This window comes from Pseudomonas sp. RIT-To-2, assembly GCF_029623465.1.
Lineage (GTDB): Bacteria > Pseudomonadota > Gammaproteobacteria > Pseudomonadales > Pseudomonadaceae > Aquipseudomonas > Aquipseudomonas silvicola.
On the sequence record NZ_JAPYKM010000005.1, the window covers coordinates 26,722 to 42,506 of the forward strand.

Sequence of the window (15,785 nt, forward strand, 5' to 3'; positions counted from 1 at the left end):
GCGGCTCCTACCCGATGTTGGACAGCTTCAGCAATTGCCGAAGGTCGTTGAGCAAGTCCTTGCCGTTGACCTGGGCGCCGTAGCGCAGCACCAGGTTGCCGTGGGGGTCGATGATCCACAGGTGCGGCCCCGGTTTGCCCCCGACCAGCGGCGCATACTTGTCCAGGGCCAGCGGGTAACGCTGCAACCGTGGATATTCACGGGCCAGGCGCGCCTCATAGTCGGCGGTTAGCGGCTGCGCCGCGGCGAGGGCATGGCTCGCCCGCGAGGCATCACGCCCCAGGCCGATCTGGATCTGCCGCGCCAGGTATACCAACTGCTGGCAGTCGGCAGCGCAATCGCCCGGAGTGGTCACCAGCATCTGCCAGCGGGCTTCGTCGGCCTGCACGCCCAGGTCGGCGCGGGTCTGACCGTTGGCGATCAGTTCGCCATGGTAGCTGCGCCCCTCGGGTACCCAGAAGTTGAGCTTGTACATGAACGTGGCGAGCACCATGGGGCCCACGGTCACCAACAGAATCAGCAACAATTGCAGGCGCCCGCGCCGCCGCGTGGGCACTGCTGCGTCAGACAGGCCGGGTGGATTGATGGCCGCTCCCATGGGGCTTCTCCTTCTTGTTGTGCAAGCCTAGGTACAGGTAAAGGCCTAGCAGCGTCAGGCTCATGGCGAACCACTGCACGGCGTAACCCACGTGTTTTTCCGGGCCCATGGACACTACCTGCCAACCCAACCGATAGGCCGCCGGGCCGGGCTCCAGACGCACTTCATGGCCATAGCCCTGGCGGCCCAGCTCAGTCCACAGCGCACCGGGGTCCAGGGCCGTGACCAGCCGGGGCCATGGTTGGCCCGGTGGGTCGGCGCTCAACTGATAGGTTGCCCCTGGCGGCACGTAAACCCATGCCACGAGTCTGATGGCCTGGGTGGGTGTATCGAAATGAGGCGGCGTGCGCCGGTCTTGCCAAGGCAGCCAGCCGCGGTTGACCAGCAGCCATTGCCCGCTCTCCAGGTCCCGGAAGGGTTGCAGCAACTCGATGCCGACATGGCCATCGCGCTGGCGATTATCCAGGATCAGGCTGTGATCAGCGTCGAACTTGCCCTGTAAAACAACCCGCCTGAAGGCCGGGTTCTGCAGCCCTTCCAACTGTGTACCGGGAACCGGGTCAGCAAGCCGGTGCTGAGCATCCAAGGCCAGCAACTGACGTTTCTCCTCGGCGCGACCCAACTGCCAGAACCCCAGGCTGACGAGTACCGGCAGCAGCGCCAGCACTACCAGGGTGGGCAACAGGCCGGGGCGAAAGCGCCTCGCTATACTTGCTTGCATCGCTTGCCCCCTTGGAGTCTTGCCATGCTCAAAGCCGCGATTGTGCTGATGTTGCTGGCCACGGTGGCCAGCCTGTTCAGCGGCTTGTTCTTTCTGGTCAAGGACGACGGCCGATCCGACCGCCTGGTGAAAGCCCTGACGGTGCGGGTGATCCTCGCGGCCCTGACGGTAGGCCTGGTGGCCTGGGGTTTCTACAGCGGCCAGCTGACCTCCAGAGCCCCGTGGTAGTCACAGCACGTAGACGAAAATAAACAGCCCTACCCAGACCACATCTACAAAGTGCCAGTACCAGCTGGCGGCCTCGAACCCGAACTGGTGGTCGGCATCGAAATGGCCACGCAGGATGCGGATCAGCATCACCGTGAGGATCAAGGTACCCATCGTCACATGCGCGCCGTGGAAGCCCGTGAGCATGAAGAAGGTGGCGCCGTAGATGCCCGAGCCCAACGTCAGCCCCAGCTCTTCATAGGCCTCTACGTATTCGTGCGCTTGCAGGAACAGGAAGCTGAGCCCCAGAAGAATCGTCAGGGCTAGCCACAGTTTCAGCGGGCCACGGTGGCCGCGCTTCAGGGCATGGTGAGCAATAGTGATGGTCACGCTGGAGCTGACCAGCAATACCGTGTTGATCAACGGCAGGTGCCAGGGGTCGATCACCCCCTTGGGCGGCGGGAACAGTTTAGGGTCCGGGGTGTGCAGCAGCGGCCAGGCGAACTGGAAGTTGGGCCATAGCATGTGGGCTATACCCTTGGGCCCTTCGCCGCCCAGCGCCGGCCCAGCCACGTTGCGCACATAGAACAGCGCGCCGAAGAAGGCGACGAAGAACATCACCTCGGAAAAGATGAACCACGACATGCCCCAGCGGAAGGACCGGTCCAGCTGGGGGCTGTAGAGCCCCGCCCGGCTTTCCTTGATGACTGCGCCGAACCAGCCGAACATCATGAAGGCGATGATCAAAGCGCCCGCGAAAAAGATCAGAGGCCCATGGGAGTGGGCCTGGCCGGCCTTCAGGTCATTGAACCAGGTGCCCAGGCCAAACACCGTGGTGAACAGGCCCACGGTGGCGATGATCGGCCATTTGCTCTGCGCCGGAACGTAATAATGCTGGTGGGTTGCCATGTTGTTGTTCTCCGTTGTTGCGGCAAAACCCTGCGCCTAGCTGCCGGTCTTGATCGGCGGGTGGCGGGCAGTGATGTCGAAAAGCGTGTAAGCCAGCGTCAGGTGCTTGATGTCCTTGGGCAGGTCGCGGTCGACAATGAAGCGCACGGGCATTTCGATGCGCTCGCCGGGGTCCAGTACTTGCTGGGTGAAACAGAAGCATTCGGTCTTGTGGAAGTACGCCGCGGCCTCGGAAGGCGCGATGCTGGGTACCGCCTGGGCACTCATCGGGTGGTCGGTGGGGTTGTGCGCCACGAAGATCATTTCGGTGACTGCACCCGGGTGCACGGTCACCTCCGGCGCCTTGGCGTAAAAATCCCACACCATGTCGGCATTGTTGGTGGGCAGGAACTGCACCCGAACGTCGCGGCTGGGGTCGACCACCTGGCTGCCCTCGTACTGCCCGGCGGTCTTGCCATTGATGCCGAACGCCTTGCACATCACGTCGTACAGCGGCACCAGGGCGAAGCCAAAGGCGAACATTACTGCCACCACCAGCAGCAGCCGTGTCACCAGGCGTCGGTTGGGGGCCAGGCGGCTCATTCCACCTCCGGTGGCGTGGTGAAGGTGTGATAGGGCGCGGGCGAAGGAATGGTCCACTCCAGCCCTTCGGCGCCATCCCAGGGTTTGGCCGGGGCAGGGGGGCCACCGCGGATGGTCTTGATGACAATGAACAAGAAGAAGATCTGCGTGGCGCCAAAGGTGAAGGCGCCGATGGACGACACCATGTTGAAGTTGGCGAATTGCAGATTGTAGTCCGGCACTCGCCGCGGCATTCCCGCCAACCCAACGAAGTGCATGGGGAAGAAAGCCATGTTCATGCCGATGAACGACAGCCAGAAATGCAGCTTGCCAAGGGTTTCGTCATACATGTGGCCAGTCCATTTGGGCATCCAGTAATACGCCGAGGCGAAAATGCCGAAGATGGCGCCCGGTACCAGCACATAGTGGAAATGCGCCACCACGAAGTAGGTGTCCTGGTACTGAAAGTCGGCCGGGGCGATGGCCAGCATCAGCCCGGAAAAGCCGCCGATGCTGAACAGGATCACAAAGGCCACGGCGAACAGCATGGGTGTTTCGAACGTCAGGGAGCCCTGCCACATGGTGCTCACCCAGTTGAACACCTTCACCCCCGTGGGCACGGCGATAAGCATGGTGGCGTACATGAAGAACAGTTCGCCCACCAGTGGGATGCCCACCACGAACATGTGGTGCGCCCACACCAGGAACGACAGGAAGGCAATGCTCGCCGTGGCGTAGACCATGGACGTGTAGCCGAACAGGGGTTTGCGCGAAAAGGCCGGGATGATCGAGCTGATCGCACCGAAAGCCGGCAGGATCATGATGTACACCTCGGGGTGGCCGAAGAACCAGAACACATGCTGGAACAACACCGGGTCACCTCCACCAGCGGCGCTGAAGAAGCTGGTGCCGAAATGGATGTCCATCAGCATCATGGTCACGCACCCGGCCAGCACGGGCATTACCGCGATCAGCAGGAAAGCGGTGATCAGCCAGGTCCACACGAACAGCGGCATTTTCATCAGCGTCATGCCCGGTGCGCGCAGGTTGAGGATGGTGGCGATGATGTTGATCGCGCCCATGATCGAACTGATGCCCATCAGGTGGATCGCGAAAATGAAGAAGGTCACGCTGGCCGGTGCATAGGTAGTGGACAGCGGTGCGTAGAAGGTCCACCCGAAGTTGGGGCCGCCGCCAGGGCTGAACAGTGTCGAGACCAGCAGCAGGAAGGCTGCCGGTAGCAGCCAGAAGCTGAAGTTGTTCATGCGCGGCAGGGCCATGTCCGGCGCGCCGATCATCAGCGGAATCATCCAGTTGGCCAACCCGACGAACGCCGGCATTACCGCGCCGAAGACCATGACCAGACCGTGCATGGTGGTCATCTGGTTGAAAAAGGCCGGCTCGACAATCTGCAGACCCGGTTGGAACAGTTCGGCGCGAATCACCATGGCGAACGAGCCACCGAGCAGGAACATGCAGAAGCTGAACCACAGGTACAACGTACCGATGTCCTTGTGGTTGGTGGTCAGCACCCAGCGCATCAGGCCCTTGGCGGGGCCGTGGGCGTGGTCGGCCCCGGCGTGGCCATGATCATCGATGACTGCACTCATGTCCTGTCTTCCTCGGCAAGCGAGCTTGCCTGGTTATTTGGCTTGGGCCTGTTTCAACGCGAGCACGTCCTGCGGCGTGACCATGTCACCCTTGTTGTTGCCCCAGGCATTGCGTTCGTAGGTGACCACGGCGGCGATATCGACTTCCGACAGTTGCTTTCCAAAGGCGGCCATGGCCGTGCCTGGCTTGCCGAAGAACACCCGGTTCAGATGGCCTTCCTTCGGCCCGGTGGCGATCGGCGAGCCCTTGAGCGACGGGAACATCGGCGGCAGGCCCTGACCTTCGGCCTGGTGACAGGCCACGCAAGTGGTGTGGTAGACCTTGTCTCCCCGGTCAACCAGCTCCTGCAGAGTCCACTCCTTGCTGGTCAGCTCCTTGAGTTTGGCGGCCTCGGCCTTGCGCTCGCCCATCCAGGTGTCGAAGTCGGCCTGGGTCTTGGCCTCTACCACGATGGGCATGAAGCCGTGGTCCTTGCCGCACAGTTCGCTGCACTGGCCCCGGTAGATGCCGGGCTTGTCGATGCGCGTCCAGGCTTCGTTAACGAAACCGGGAATGGCGTCGCGCTTCACCGCGAAGGCCGGCACCCACCAGGAGTGAATGACGTCGGCGCCCGTCACCAGAAAGCGTATTTTGCGGCCTGTTGGCAGCACCAGCGGGTTATCCACCTCCAGCAGGTAGTGTTCGTCCTTGGGGGCCTGGTTATGAATCTGCTCCTGGGGGGTGGCCAAATTGCTGAAGAACTCCACGTCCTGGCCCAGGTATTTGTAGTGCCACTTCCATTGGTAACCAGTGATCTGGATGTCCATGTCCGGTTCGCTGGTGTCGTACATGCGAATCAGGGTACGGGTGGCCGGCACGGCCATGACGATGAGAATCACCAGGGGCACCACTGTCCAGAGGATCTCGACCTTGGTGCTTTCGTGAAAATGGGCGGCGACCTGACCGGTAGAGCGGCGGTGAATGATCATCGACCAGATCATTACCCCGAACACCGCGATGCCAATGACCACGCAGATCCAGAATATGGTCATGTGCAGGTCAAAGACCTGGTTGCTGATGTACGTCACCCCCGGCGCCATATTGGTCGTCCAGGCCGCATGGGCTGGCGTGAAAAGCGACCACAGCGCAAGGCCCATCCAGGCATGTGGATGTCGCATCATCGCGGGTTCCCCTTATCGTTCTTGTTCTACCCCAGGCTTTGCAAGCCCACGGCTAAGGGAGCGGCGGTCAAGACAGCGAACTTCAACGGCCGGGGCCTTGCTGCGCTTGCAGTCGGGCATCAGGCAACGCGGTACTAGAGCGAGTATAGCCAGCGCCCTAGGGCGCGCAATGAAGGTCAAGGGCCAGCGGTGGATGATGGCACTTCGATATAGCTGATCCATATAAAGGTGAAATAATTATGACAAATACGTCTGAGGCGGCGTCAGAAGCCAGCTAACCTAGGTCTTCCGTTTCAGATAGCCGCTTCCTGGAGTCTTCATGAACACCGCTGCACTGCGTGAGCAGATCCAACGTGCCCACCAACACGAGGCCGACACCGGCCAATTGACCCAGCAGCTGGAAAAACAGTTGCCGCACCTGCATCCCGTGATCCAGCTTCCTGAAGCTGATCGCCACGGTGTGCTCACTCGGTTCGTGACCGCCTACATCGACCAGGTTCCGGATTTGCTCGACGCCGCAAACGATGTCGCCATCAAGGCCGGCATCGAGTCGCAAATCAAGCCGGTGCTGAAAATCGCCGAACAGTATTTCATTCAGCCGCCAAAAGAATTGAACGGACACTTTGGCCTGGATTGCCTGCTGGACGAAGCCTACCTGGCTCATCGCCTGGTAGAGGAAGTGAATGACCTGTACATCAAGCATTTCCAGCAGCCGTTGATTCCACTGGACACCACCGTGGCGAACCTTATCGCCCACCAACTGATCGGCGAGGCGTTCGCCAACCAACTGGATGAGGTGGTGCACCACTCTGTGGATAACATGCTCGATGAAGACAGCTTTGCACTGGAATCGGTTGAGCAGTACCGCGACAAACTTTCGGCCAAGGAAACCGGCGATGCGTGGAGCCAGTGGCCTTGCCTGTCGCGGCAGTTCGGCCTGGCGTTGGATCTGAACTGATCTTCAAGCCGCGCTCGGATCAATGTGGGACCGGGCGAAGCTCCGGAAGCAGGCAACGCTGTGTACCTGGAGGGTCGCGGCGCCTGATTCCCGAGCTGTCGCCCGGTCCTACAGGGGTATGTGCATGGTTTTCAGGCCCCAACGCCCGCTGAAGTGCGCATCTGCCCCTCGATGCGCCGCTTCAGACCACGGCTCTCGATGATCAGCCGTGAACCACTGGCGCGGTTCGCACGGCCCCAGTCCTCGAGCAATTCGAGGCAGGAATGGTCGATATAGCGCAACCCGCCCAGCGGTACGTGAACCGTGCTGCCCGCTGGAATGGTGTCGAGCACCTGGGTCAGGGCCGGCACTTTGAGGAAGGTCGCGGCGCCGGTCAGGCGCAATTCCATTTCATTGCCCTCACGCTGTACCAGGTTGATCTTCAACCGTGCGGCCTTCAACGCCAGCATCAGCAAGGTCAGGGCGAAGCCCAGCAGTACGCCGGTCAGCAAGTCGGTGAAGATGATGGCCATCGCCGTGGCGCCGTAGATGAACATCGGCATGCGGCCATAACGTCCCAGGCTGCGCAACGCCTTGAGATCCACCAGCTTGAAACCGGTGTACACCAGCACCCCCGCCAGGCTCGCCACCGGAATGCTCTGCAGCACACTGGACAGTGCCACTACGAAAGCCAGCAACCATACCCCATGGAAAATCGCCGAAAAACGCGTCTGTGCGCCGGCCTGGACATTCGCGGAGCTGCGCACAATCACGCCGGTCATCGGCAAGGCGCCCAGCACACCGCACAGCATGTTGCCTACGCCCTGAGCGGACAGTTCACGGTCGAAGTCCGAGCGCACGCCGCTGTGCATACGGTCCACGGCCGCTGCCGACAGCAGCGTCTCGGCGCTGGCGATGAAGGCCACGGCGAAGGCAGCAATCAGCAAGGTAGGGTCAGCCAGGTTCAGCAAGTCCGCCGGGCGCAGCCAGTCGATGGCCTCAGCCAGGTTCGCCGGTACTTCGACGCGTTTCACCGACAGGTTCATCGCCAGGCTCACCACTGTGGCCAGGCCCACGCCCAACAGGGCCCCAGGCACGAAGCGCAGGCGCTGGGGCCGTAGCTTTTCCCACGCGTACATGACGGCGATCGTACCCAGGCCCAACAACCCGGCTTGCCAGCCCAACCCACCGCCCATCACCGGCAGTGCCTCGGCCACGGCGCCCGGGAAGCCCAGCAGGTTATCCATGCCAGAGGGCTTTGGCGCGCTATCGAGCATCACGTGCACCTGGGACAACACGATCAGCACGCCAATACCCGCCAACATGCCATAGACCACTGCAGGTGCCGTCACCCGGAACCAGCAGCCCAGCTTGAAACGCCCCGCCAGCAATTGCAGAAAGCCGGCCAGTAGCAGAATCGGCCCCAGCATGGCCATGCCATGCTGGCGCACCAGTTCGAAGACCAGCACCGCCAACCCCGCGGCCGGGCCGCTGACCTGAAGCGGCGACCCCGCAAGGAAGCCCACTACCACGCCACCAATGATGCCGGTGATCAACCCTTTCGCCGGCGGCATGCCCGAAGCGATGGCGATGCCCATGCACAAGGGTAACGCCACCAGGAACACCACCACCGACGCTAGCAACTCTCGCGGCAGTACCGCCTTTATCTGTGCCAAGTTCATTACGTTTCTCCTGAAAATTGCCTCAGCCACTGCCCAATCACCGTTATCAAAAACCATCGCGCCTTTCGCAGGCATGCAGCCGCCCGCAACCGGCCCCAAAGGGCCGGCTGGCAGCAACACGGTTTTCGATAACGGCAACGGGGCAGACGGCGCACTCAGTGCGCCGTCAGAAGGCCTCGTTTATCACGGTCGAGCGCTAGAACCGCCCTTTGGGGGTAGCGCTCGGTATCGGCAGGGTTCCATCCAATGGAAGGAAGCAATCACGCTCAGCATCATAAGCTCGAATTTCGCTGGTCTCGATGCTGTAGATCCAGCCATGAATGAACAACTGGCCGCTGGCCATGCGTGACGCCACCGAGGGGTGAGTACGCAGGTGTTGCAGCTGGGCGATGACGTTTTCCTCGGTCAGCACCTGCATGCTTTCGGCTTCCGTGGCGCAGTTGCAATTGTCGTGCACCACGGTCTTGGCAACTTCGGCATGGCGCAGCCAGGCCTTTACAGTCGGCATCTTTTCCAGCGTGGCCGGGTTGAGCACGGCGCGCATGGCACCGCAGTCCGAATGGCCGCACACAATGATGTGGTGCACACCCAAAGCCATGACCGCGTACTCGATGGCCGTGGACACACCACCGTTCATTTGCCCATAGGGCGGCACAACGTTGCCGACGTTGCGGGTCACGAACAGGTCGCCGGGCGAGCTGTGGGTAATAAGTTCGGGCACGATGCGCGAGTCCGCGCAGGTGATGAACATCGCCCTGGGGGTCTGGGCAGTGGCGAGTTTCTTGAACAGCTCCTGCTGCTGTGGAAACACTTCGTGGTGGAAGTGCAGGAAGCCATCGACGATGGTCTTCAGCGCAGCGTCCGCGCTCTCAGCCTCGACAGCCGGCTCGGTCAGGGAAGAGTCCTTGTCGGTCATGATTCATCCTCGGGAGACGGTTATAGGAATTTTCCTATTTTACGGGGCAAAACGCCCTACACGATAGGACTGTGCACGGCGATTCATTCAGCTTAGTGACTATCGGGTCACTTGCGATTGAAGGTAGAGATGAAAACTTAATTCAAACTGAATGGAGGGCTCTGGAACGGGGGTTTGATATGTTTCAGGAAGCTACGGAATGATATCAATTTGACTCTCTAAAGGATGGCGTTTTGACTCTGCAGCCCTTATGAATGCCGCGTGCTCCACAGGCTTTCAAGGCGTGCAAAGCTCCGTCGCAGTAACTGCAAGGCCGCGTCCTAAGCGCCGGGGCGTCACTCAACCGATACGATTTTTAGCACTATTCAATCCAGCCCGAGAAAAATCCCAGCCTAGTGAGCTCCGACCGTTAGTGGTACCCGACATTAATTCCCGGTAACAACATAACGATCTAGACGTCGTTTCGATGCCGCACCACATCGTGAAGGGCAAAGAGCATTGACCCCCAACTGTCAGATCTGTCAGTACCCTGCATCGATGATTCGGAAGATACTTTTCCTGGAGGCCATCGAGTGCCTCACAACTCAGGAGGTCCATCATGCTCACAAATAAAATCGCGATGTCCTACGTCAACTATGAGAAAAGCCCGACTAATCAGGTCCTAATCGAGTTTTTTGGGCTGGCCGAGGGTGGTGAGGAAGTTGACGACGAAGATCCCCAAGTCAGTGTCACCGTTTCCTACAATCCCCACACGCATTTGTATGATCGCTGCAATACCGTGGACGACCTCGACTCCGACGGCGATCAGGATGATGCGGATCGGGAGATATGTATTGAGTTGGCCGCTGCCTTCATCGCTGCAATGGGCAAGCTAAATCCCGATATTGATCGTCGTTGAAGCGCTGCTTGGTGTAACCGTGTTGTGGTCGTGCAGATATCGGCTACAGCACCTGCCAGGCCTTACAACAACGACATCTGCCCCCCCGGCGGGCAAAACGCCGTGCAATCGAGCGAATGCTCCCCGCGCCGGCTTAGGCCAAAGCGCCTGAGCCCTGCCTTGAAGCGCTGTTCCAGCAAGTCCGCGAACACCCCTTCACCTCGAAAACGGGCGCCAAAGCGGCTGTCGTAGAGCGCGCCGCCGCGGCTCTGGCGTATCAGGCTCAGCACATGTTCAGCGCGCTGAGGGTAGTGCTGGTGGAGCCACTCCTCGAACAGCGGCGCCACTTCCAGCGGCAGGCGGAGCAGGATGTAGTTGGCGCTCAAGGCGCCCGCAGCCTTGGCTTCACGCAGCAGGCTTTCCATTTCCATGTCGTTGATCATGGGGATCATCGGGGCGCACAGCACGCCCACCGGAATGCCGGCTTCGCGCATCACGCGGATAGCCCGCAGGCGAGCCTTGGGCGCGGCGGCGCGGGGTTCCAAGGTGCGTTTGAGTTCGTCGTCCAGGGTGGTGAGGCTGATCATCACCGACACCAGGTTCAGGCTGGCCAGTTCGCTGAGCAGGTCCAGGTCACGCAGAATAAGCGACCCCTTGGTGACGATGGTCACGGGGTGGCGGTAGCGCAGCAGCACTTCCAGCACCCCGCGGGTGAGTTTGTGCTCGCGCTCGATGGGCTGGTATGGGTCGGTGTTGGAGCCCAGGTTGATCGGTGCCACCTGATAGCCGCGCTTGGACAGTTGCTGTTCCAGCAGGGCGACGGCGTTGCTCTTGGCGATGAGCTTGGTTTCAAAGTCCAGGCCAGGGGACATGTCCCAGTAGGCATGGCTGGGCCGGGCGAAACAATAAATGCAGCCGTGCTCGCAACCACGGTAGGGGTTGATGGTGCGGTCGAAGGGCAAGTCGGGGGAGCTGTTGCGGGTGATGATGCTCTTGGCGGTCTCGATGCGTACTTCGGTACCCTGGGTGACCGGGACTTCCTGATACCAGCCGTCGTCCTCGACGACCGAACGCTGGGCCGCGTAACGATTGTGGGGGTTGGTGGCGGTGCCGCGGCCGCGCGGGGGCAGGGGCGTGGACATATTTTCAAATCCATACTGGTTTTATGTACAGTAAAACAGTAACGCCTTTTTGCCTACCGCCGTTCATCCCGCCTTCACTGTCAATGTTGACAGTAGACCCCCCAATGCCAATGGGTAGAGAATTTTTTTGACCTCAACTCAGTTGGAGAAGCGCCATGGAAAACCGAACCAATGTGGTGATTTTGAGCTTTGAAAAGGACGAAAAGGGCACCTCGCGCTTCATCATCGAATACGGTGTGAAGGTAGAAGGTTCGGAACTAGGGGAAAAACATTTTGAGCCCGGCGAATCCTCTTTTATCGGCATTGGACCGGGTGGCGAGTATACGAACGTATGGTGGGCCGACGACGTGGACGGTTACGGCGCCGACAAGGGCAAGGCCACCGAGCAGGATAAAAACTGGTTGAGAAACCTGGCGAGGGCAGCCATTCACATGAAATACATCAATAAGGATGCCTGAGCCGAAACGATGCAGGTCCATACCTGCATCGTTTCGACCCTGATAACGTTTTACTTGGAACTCACCTGCCCCAGGTCGTCCCCGGACGTAGTCTTCATGTCATCGGTACGCAGCGCTTTCACGTCCTTGGCCGATACCTGCGACCCCTGGTTGCCCCAGCTGGTGCGGATGAAGTTCACCACGTCCGCCACTTCCTGGTCCGACAGGCGCCAGGCGTAGGAAGGCATGGTGAAGTTCGAGGGCGCGGTCCTGGTGGCGACCAGGGTACCGCCCTTGAGCACGATATGGATCAGTGACGTGGCATCGGCTGTCTGCAGCACGGGGTTGCCCGCCAGGGCCGGGAACACGCGGGTGTAGCCCTTGCCATCGGTACGGTGGCAGGCGGCGCAGTTGTCGATGTACACCGAGGCGCCCGGCTTGCTGTCATCACCTTTCCACAACGCATCGGCCACGGCCTTGTCGTAGACCTGAGGCTTGTCGTCGGGGTTGGCCGCTGGCAAGGACTTCAGGTAACGGGCAATGGCGGTCAGGTCAGCGTCGCTCATGTACTGCATGCTGTGCTCGACCACGTCGCTCATGCCACCGAACACGGCGGTACGGTCACTGCGGCCGGTCTTGAGGAAGGCCACCAGGTCTGCCTCGCTCCAGCTCCCCAGGCCGTCCTTGTGGTCGCCGCGCAGGCTCTTGGCGATCCAGCCTTCAAGCGGTGCTGAACCGGCGAGGAACTCCTTGCCGTCCGCTGGGTTGAGGGCCTTTTCCTGCATGGTGATGGCGCGTGGGGTATGGCAGGCACCACAGTGCCCCAGGCCTTCGACCAGGTAGGCGCCACGGTTGATGCTTTCATCGTTGCCCGCGGCCTTGAACGGCTCGACCTTGGGCGCGAACATGCCGCGCCAGATGGCCAGCGGCCAGCGCATGCTCAGCGGCCAGGGAATATCCACATCCTTGTTCTCCTGGCCAACCGGCTGCACCCCCTTCATGAAATAGGCGTACAGCGCCTGCATGTCTTCGTCACTGACGCGCGCATAGGAGGGGTAGGGCATGGCCGGGTACAAGGTGCTGCCGCTCTTGCCTACGCCATGGCGTACGGCCTGGTCGAAGTCCTCGAACGAATATTCGCCGATGCCGGTCTTGTCCGGGGTGATGTTGGTGGAATAGATGGTACCGATCGGCGTTTCCATCGGCAGGCCACCGGCGAACGGCTTGCCGCCCTTGGCGGTGTGGCAGGCCACGCAGTCACCGGCACGGGCCAGGTACTCGCCCTTTTGCACCAGGGCCGGGTCGAAAGAAGGTTCGGCTGCCCACACAGGTAGGCTGGCCAGCGCCAGGGAAGCGAGAAACAGGTTTTTCATGGTCATCGCTCCTTAAGCCTGCACCAGCGGGCCGGGGTTTTTCAGGTACTGCTCGCGGATAGCCTTGGCCGACCAGTAGGTCAGCGCGGCGACCAGGCCCGTGGGGTTGTAACCCAGGCCCTGGGGGAACGCGGAGGCACCCGGCACGAACACATTGTGTACGTCCCAGCTTTGCAGGTAGCGGTTAAGGGCGCTGGTCTTGGGATCGGTGCCCATGATCGCGCCACCGTTGAGGTGGGTGGTCTGGTAGGCGGCGGTGTTGAATTTCTCGCCCATCTTCTTGCCCAGCACGGCGATGGATTTGGGGTTCATGGCCTTGGCGATATGCGCCAGCTTGTCGGCCATGAACATGTTCATCTTGATGTCGTTTTCCTGCCAGTTGAAGGTCATGCGCAACAGCGGCTGGCCGTAGGCATCCTTGTAGGTCGGGTCCAGGTCCAGGTAGTTGCCGCGGTAGGACTGGTGGGCGCCGTGGGCGTCCATGGACACCTGGTGCGTGTAGTACTCGGCCGTGGTGCGCTTCCAGGCGCTACCCCAGGCTGGCGTGCCCGGCGGGTTGGAGGTGCCCGCGATAGGGCGGCTGCCTGCCTGGTTGACCCAGAACGGCGACCCCCCAACGAAGCCGTGCGGGCCATGGTCGAAGTTGTCGGCGTTGAAGTCGTCGATAGCCACCCCGTTGCCGCCAGCACCAATGAAGTTGTTGGTGTGGGTGTCCTTGTCGAAGAAGGCTTTCACGGTCGCCATGTTCTGGTAGGCAAAGTTCTTGCCGACCACGCCTTCGCCGCTGATCGGGTCGTACGGCTTGCCGATACCTGACAACAGCATCAGGCGCACGTTGTTGAACTGGAAAGCACCCAGAATGACCAGGTCGGCCGGCTGCTCCACTTCACGGCCCTGGGCGTCGATGTAACTCACGCCGGTGGCCAGCTTCTTGTCGTCGGTCAGGTTGACGCGCAGCACATGGGCATTGGTGCGCAGCTCAAACTTGGGCTCCTGCCTGAGTGCCGGCAGGATGTTCACGTTCGGCGAGGCCTTGGAATACATGTAGCACACATACCCGCTGCAAAACCCGCAGAAGTTGCAGGGCCCCATCTGCGCGCCGTAAGGGTTGGTGTAAGGCCCCGAGGTGTTGGCAGACGGCAGGTTATAGGGTTTGTAACCTGACGCGGCGGCGGCCTTCTGGAACAGCATGGCCGAGACGGTATTCTTCTGCGCCTCCAGCGGAAACGGGTTGGAACGGTCTGGCGCGTATGGGTTGGCGCCCTTGCCTTCGCCGACGATCTGGCCTTTCACCGACCAGGCCGTGCCCGACGTGCCGAAGACTTTCTCGGAAAAGTCGAAGAACGGCTCCAGCTCTTCGTAGGTCACGCCGAAGTCCTGGATGGTCATGTCTTCGGGAATGAATTTCTTGCCGTAGCGCTCTTCATAGTGGCTGCGCATACGCAGTTCGATAGGGTCGACACGAAAATGCACGCCAGACCAGTGCAGGCCAGCACCGCCCACGCCCTGGCCAGGCAGGAACGCGCCCAGCTGACGGTTGGGCAAGGCGACGTCCTTGACGCTGTGCCGGACGGTCACGGTTTCCTTGGAGATATCCACGAACAGCTTCTTGCGCACGCTGTAGGTCAGTTCGTCGATCACCTGCGGGTAGTTACCGTCTGGGTAGGTGTCCTGCATCGGGCCACGCTCCAGGGCGACCACGGTCAGGCCAGCTTCAGTCAACTCCTTGGCCATGATGGCGCCGGTCCAGCCAAAACCGACGATCACTGCGTCGACCTTCTTCAATACTGTCGCCATGCTCAAGCCCTCTCGCCGCGAATGGATACTGCCGGGAAGGGGTATTGCTCATTGCGTTCAACCCAGTCCATGAAGTCGGCGCGCGCGCCGGGGAAGCCCACCAGGGTCCAGCCCACCAAGCCTTTGTTGCCGCCGTGTACCGGGTCGCTGAAGAAGCCTTCCTTGGTGTTCTGGATCAACAAGGCGAAGAAAGCCTTGGAGGGTACGTCATCGAACTGAATATCCCCGGATTCAAGCTTGCTCAGCACGCTGTCCTGGGCAGCACCGTCGAGCTGAGCGAAGGCCTTGCCTGCCTGCTTCTGGCACCAGGCGTCCGTAGCCGCGATCCCCAGGCGATAGATTTGCTGGGGCACCAGTTTGAGCTGGTAACCCATTTCGGCGGGCGCATCGGTCACGAACGGGCCTTGCATGTACCACAACGCACCGCTGGCATAGGGCGTGTTCATCTGGCGATCGATGAATTCCGGTGCGCCGGCTTCAAACGCACCCGGGCCAAGGTCATCGGCCGGAATCAGCCGCGCCACGGCGGCATTGACGAACGCCCATTCTTCGGCGGTGAAGTAGCTGGGCTGGTACTCCTGAGCGGGCTTGGCAGCCGCCTCGGGCTGCTTCTGCGGCGCGGCCATCAGCTCACCCACCCCCATGCCCAGGCCGGTGCTGGCCACGGTGACTACGGGTATCAGGGTCAGGGTCTTGCGCAGGAAGTCCCGGCGCGGGTTGTCGTGGTCTTGCTCAGACATGGGGGATCCTCATCCGATCACGGATTTGTCGCAGCCTTGGGGCCGCTTATCGTTTTGAATGGCTCATCGAGCTGCACAGGCGGGCATCGCGACGTACTTAGTAAAGAACATCACGAC

16 protein-coding genes are annotated in these 15,785 nt (G+C 61.0%); 4 read left to right on the forward strand and 12 right to left on the reverse strand.

Annotated features, from left to right (window positions below):
• Nucleotides 1–7: 7 nt before the first annotated feature.
• Both QBK88_RS06060 and QBK88_RS06065 read right to left on the reverse strand, forming a co-directional pair.
• A complete protein-coding gene (locus QBK88_RS06060) occupies nt 8–598 on the reverse strand; it encodes a hypothetical protein (protein ID WP_277961344.1) in 591 nt (196 codons plus the stop codon).
• The gene (locus QBK88_RS06065; RefSeq protein WP_277961345.1) at nt 564–1,319 is read right to left on the reverse strand and encodes an SURF1 family protein; all 756 of its coding nucleotides are present in this window, start codon (nt 1,317–1,319) and stop codon (nt 564–566) included. Before QBK88_RS06065 ends, QBK88_RS06060 begins: the two co-directional genes overlap by 35 nt.
• Before the next feature lie 24 nt (nt 1,320–1,343).
• Between QBK88_RS06065 and QBK88_RS06070 the strand changes: the two genes are divergently transcribed.
• Nucleotides 1,344–1,547, forward strand: a complete 204-nt coding sequence (locus QBK88_RS06070; RefSeq protein WP_268146639.1) for a twin transmembrane helix small protein — start codon at nt 1,344–1,346, stop codon at nt 1,545–1,547.
• Here QBK88_RS06070 and QBK88_RS06075 read toward each other — a convergent pair whose 3' ends face one another.
• The 4 genes from QBK88_RS06075 to coxB are packed head-to-tail and all read right to left on the reverse strand — an operon-like array spanning nt 1,548 to nt 5,767.
• The gene (locus tag QBK88_RS06075; RefSeq protein WP_277961346.1) at nt 1,548–2,435 is read right to left on the reverse strand and encodes a cytochrome c oxidase subunit 3; all 888 of its coding nucleotides are present in this window, start codon (nt 2,433–2,435) and stop codon (nt 1,548–1,550) included.
• A gap of 36 nt (nt 2,436–2,471) precedes the next feature.
• Nucleotides 2,472–3,017: a cytochrome c oxidase assembly protein gene (locus QBK88_RS06080; RefSeq protein WP_277961347.1), complete on the reverse strand. Its 546-nt coding sequence runs from the start codon at nt 3,015–3,017 to the stop codon at nt 2,472–2,474.
• Nucleotides 3,014–4,606 carry a cytochrome c oxidase subunit I gene (ctaD, locus tag QBK88_RS06085; protein ID WP_158153062.1) on the reverse strand — a complete coding sequence of 531 codons (1,593 nt, stop codon included), beginning with the start codon at nt 4,604–4,606 and terminating at the stop codon, nt 3,014–3,016. The genes QBK88_RS06080 and ctaD overlap by 4 nt, the downstream gene beginning before the upstream one ends.
• Before the next feature lie 33 nt (nt 4,607–4,639).
• Nucleotides 4,640–5,767: a cytochrome c oxidase subunit II gene (gene coxB / locus QBK88_RS06090; RefSeq protein ID WP_277961348.1), complete on the reverse strand. Its 1,128-nt coding sequence runs from the start codon at nt 5,765–5,767 to the stop codon at nt 4,640–4,642.
• 319 nt (nt 5,768–6,086) lie between these two features.
• Here coxB and QBK88_RS06095 point away from each other — a divergent pair, with 319 nt between their 5' ends.
• Nucleotides 6,087–6,725 (forward strand): hypothetical protein, encoded by a 639-nt coding sequence (locus tag QBK88_RS06095; protein ID WP_277961349.1) that lies wholly within the window; start codon nt 6,087–6,089, stop codon nt 6,723–6,725.
• A 131-nt stretch (nt 6,726–6,856) separates the two neighbouring features.
• Here the strand turns inward: QBK88_RS06095 and QBK88_RS06100 are convergent, their stop codons facing one another.
• Both QBK88_RS06100 and QBK88_RS06105 read right to left on the reverse strand, forming a co-directional pair.
• A complete protein-coding gene (locus QBK88_RS06100; RefSeq protein WP_277961350.1) occupies nt 6,857–8,386 on the reverse strand; it encodes a SulP family inorganic anion transporter in 1,530 nt (509 codons plus the stop codon).
• A gap of 196 nt (nt 8,387–8,582) precedes the next feature.
• Nucleotides 8,583–9,302 (reverse strand): carbonic anhydrase, encoded by a 720-nt coding sequence (locus tag QBK88_RS06105; protein WP_158153058.1) that lies wholly within the window; start codon nt 9,300–9,302, stop codon nt 8,583–8,585.
• A gap of 598 nt (nt 9,303–9,900) precedes the next feature.
• Between QBK88_RS06105 and QBK88_RS06110 the strand changes: the two genes are divergently transcribed.
• Nucleotides 9,901–10,200: a hypothetical protein gene (locus QBK88_RS06110; protein WP_277961351.1), complete on the forward strand. Its 300-nt coding sequence runs from the start codon at nt 9,901–9,903 to the stop codon at nt 10,198–10,200.
• A 62-nt stretch (nt 10,201–10,262) separates the two neighbouring features.
• Here QBK88_RS06110 and QBK88_RS06115 read toward each other — a convergent pair whose 3' ends face one another.
• Complete coding sequence (locus tag QBK88_RS06115; protein ID WP_277961352.1) at nt 10,263–11,321, reverse strand: PA0069 family radical SAM protein; 1,059 nt, start codon at nt 11,319–11,321, stop codon at nt 10,263–10,265.
• Nucleotides 11,322–11,476: 155 nt separating this feature from the next.
• On the opposite strand from QBK88_RS06115, the gene QBK88_RS06120 reads away from it, so the two are divergent.
• Nucleotides 11,477–11,779 carry a hypothetical protein gene (locus QBK88_RS06120; RefSeq protein ID WP_277961353.1) on the forward strand — a complete coding sequence of 101 codons (303 nt, stop codon included), beginning with the start codon at nt 11,477–11,479 and terminating at the stop codon, nt 11,777–11,779.
• A gap of 50 nt (nt 11,780–11,829) precedes the next feature.
• Here the strand turns inward: QBK88_RS06120 and QBK88_RS06125 are convergent, their stop codons facing one another.
• The 3 genes from QBK88_RS06125 to QBK88_RS06135 are packed head-to-tail and all read right to left on the reverse strand — an operon-like array spanning nt 11,830 to nt 15,668.
• A complete protein-coding gene (locus tag QBK88_RS06125) occupies nt 11,830–13,131 on the reverse strand; it encodes a cytochrome c (protein ID WP_277961354.1) in 1,302 nt (433 codons plus the stop codon).
• 12 nt (nt 13,132–13,143) lie between these two features.
• The gene (locus QBK88_RS06130) at nt 13,144–14,928 is read right to left on the reverse strand and encodes a GMC family oxidoreductase (protein ID WP_277961355.1); all 1,785 of its coding nucleotides are present in this window, start codon (nt 14,926–14,928) and stop codon (nt 13,144–13,146) included.
• 2 nt (nt 14,929–14,930) lie between these two features.
• A complete protein-coding gene (locus QBK88_RS06135) occupies nt 14,931–15,668 on the reverse strand; it encodes a gluconate 2-dehydrogenase subunit 3 family protein (RefSeq protein ID WP_277961356.1) in 738 nt (245 codons plus the stop codon).
• Nucleotides 15,669–15,785 lie beyond the last annotated feature (117 nt).

Excerpts from the sequence above, each read along its gene's own strand:
- QBK88_RS06060 (WP_277961344.1), bottom strand. The coding sequence starts at position 598 with ATGGGAGCGGCCATCAATCCACCCGGCCTGTCTGACGCAGCAGTGCCC.
- QBK88_RS06065 (WP_277961345.1), bottom strand. The coding sequence starts at position 1,319 with ATGCAAGCAAGTATAGCGAGGCGCTTTCGCCCCGGCCTGTTGCCCACC.
- QBK88_RS06070 (WP_268146639.1), top strand. The coding sequence starts at position 1,344 with ATGCTCAAAGCCGCGATTGTGCTGATGTTGCTGGCCACGGTGGCCAGC.
- QBK88_RS06075 (WP_277961346.1), bottom strand. The coding sequence starts at position 2,435 with ATGGCAACCCACCAGCATTATTACGTTCCGGCGCAGAGCAAATGGCCG.
- QBK88_RS06080 (WP_277961347.1), bottom strand. The coding sequence starts at position 3,017 with ATGAGCCGCCTGGCCCCCAACCGACGCCTGGTGACACGGCTGCTGCTG.
- ctaD (WP_158153062.1), bottom strand. The coding sequence starts at position 4,606 with ATGAGTGCAGTCATCGATGATCATGGCCACGCCGGGGCCGACCACGCC.
- coxB (WP_277961348.1), bottom strand. The coding sequence starts at position 5,767 with ATGATGCGACATCCACATGCCTGGATGGGCCTTGCGCTGTGGTCGCTT.
- QBK88_RS06095 (WP_277961349.1), top strand. The coding sequence starts at position 6,087 with ATGAACACCGCTGCACTGCGTGAGCAGATCCAACGTGCCCACCAACAC.
- QBK88_RS06100 (WP_277961350.1), bottom strand. The coding sequence starts at position 8,386 with ATGAACTTGGCACAGATAAAGGCGGTACTGCCGCGAGAGTTGCTAGCG.
- QBK88_RS06105 (WP_158153058.1), bottom strand. The coding sequence starts at position 9,302 with ATGACCGACAAGGACTCTTCCCTGACCGAGCCGGCTGTCGAGGCTGAG.
- QBK88_RS06110 (WP_277961351.1), top strand. The coding sequence starts at position 9,901 with ATGCTCACAAATAAAATCGCGATGTCCTACGTCAACTATGAGAAAAGC.
- QBK88_RS06115 (WP_277961352.1), bottom strand. The coding sequence starts at position 11,321 with ATGTCCACGCCCCTGCCCCCGCGCGGCCGCGGCACCGCCACCAACCCC.
- QBK88_RS06120 (WP_277961353.1), top strand. The coding sequence starts at position 11,477 with ATGGAAAACCGAACCAATGTGGTGATTTTGAGCTTTGAAAAGGACGAA.
- QBK88_RS06125 (WP_277961354.1), bottom strand. The coding sequence starts at position 13,131 with ATGAAAAACCTGTTTCTCGCTTCCCTGGCGCTGGCCAGCCTACCTGTG.
- QBK88_RS06130 (WP_277961355.1), bottom strand. The coding sequence starts at position 14,928 with ATGGCGACAGTATTGAAGAAGGTCGACGCAGTGATCGTCGGTTTTGGC.
- QBK88_RS06135 (WP_277961356.1), bottom strand. The coding sequence starts at position 15,668 with ATGTCTGAGCAAGACCACGACAACCCGCGCCGGGACTTCCTGCGCAAG.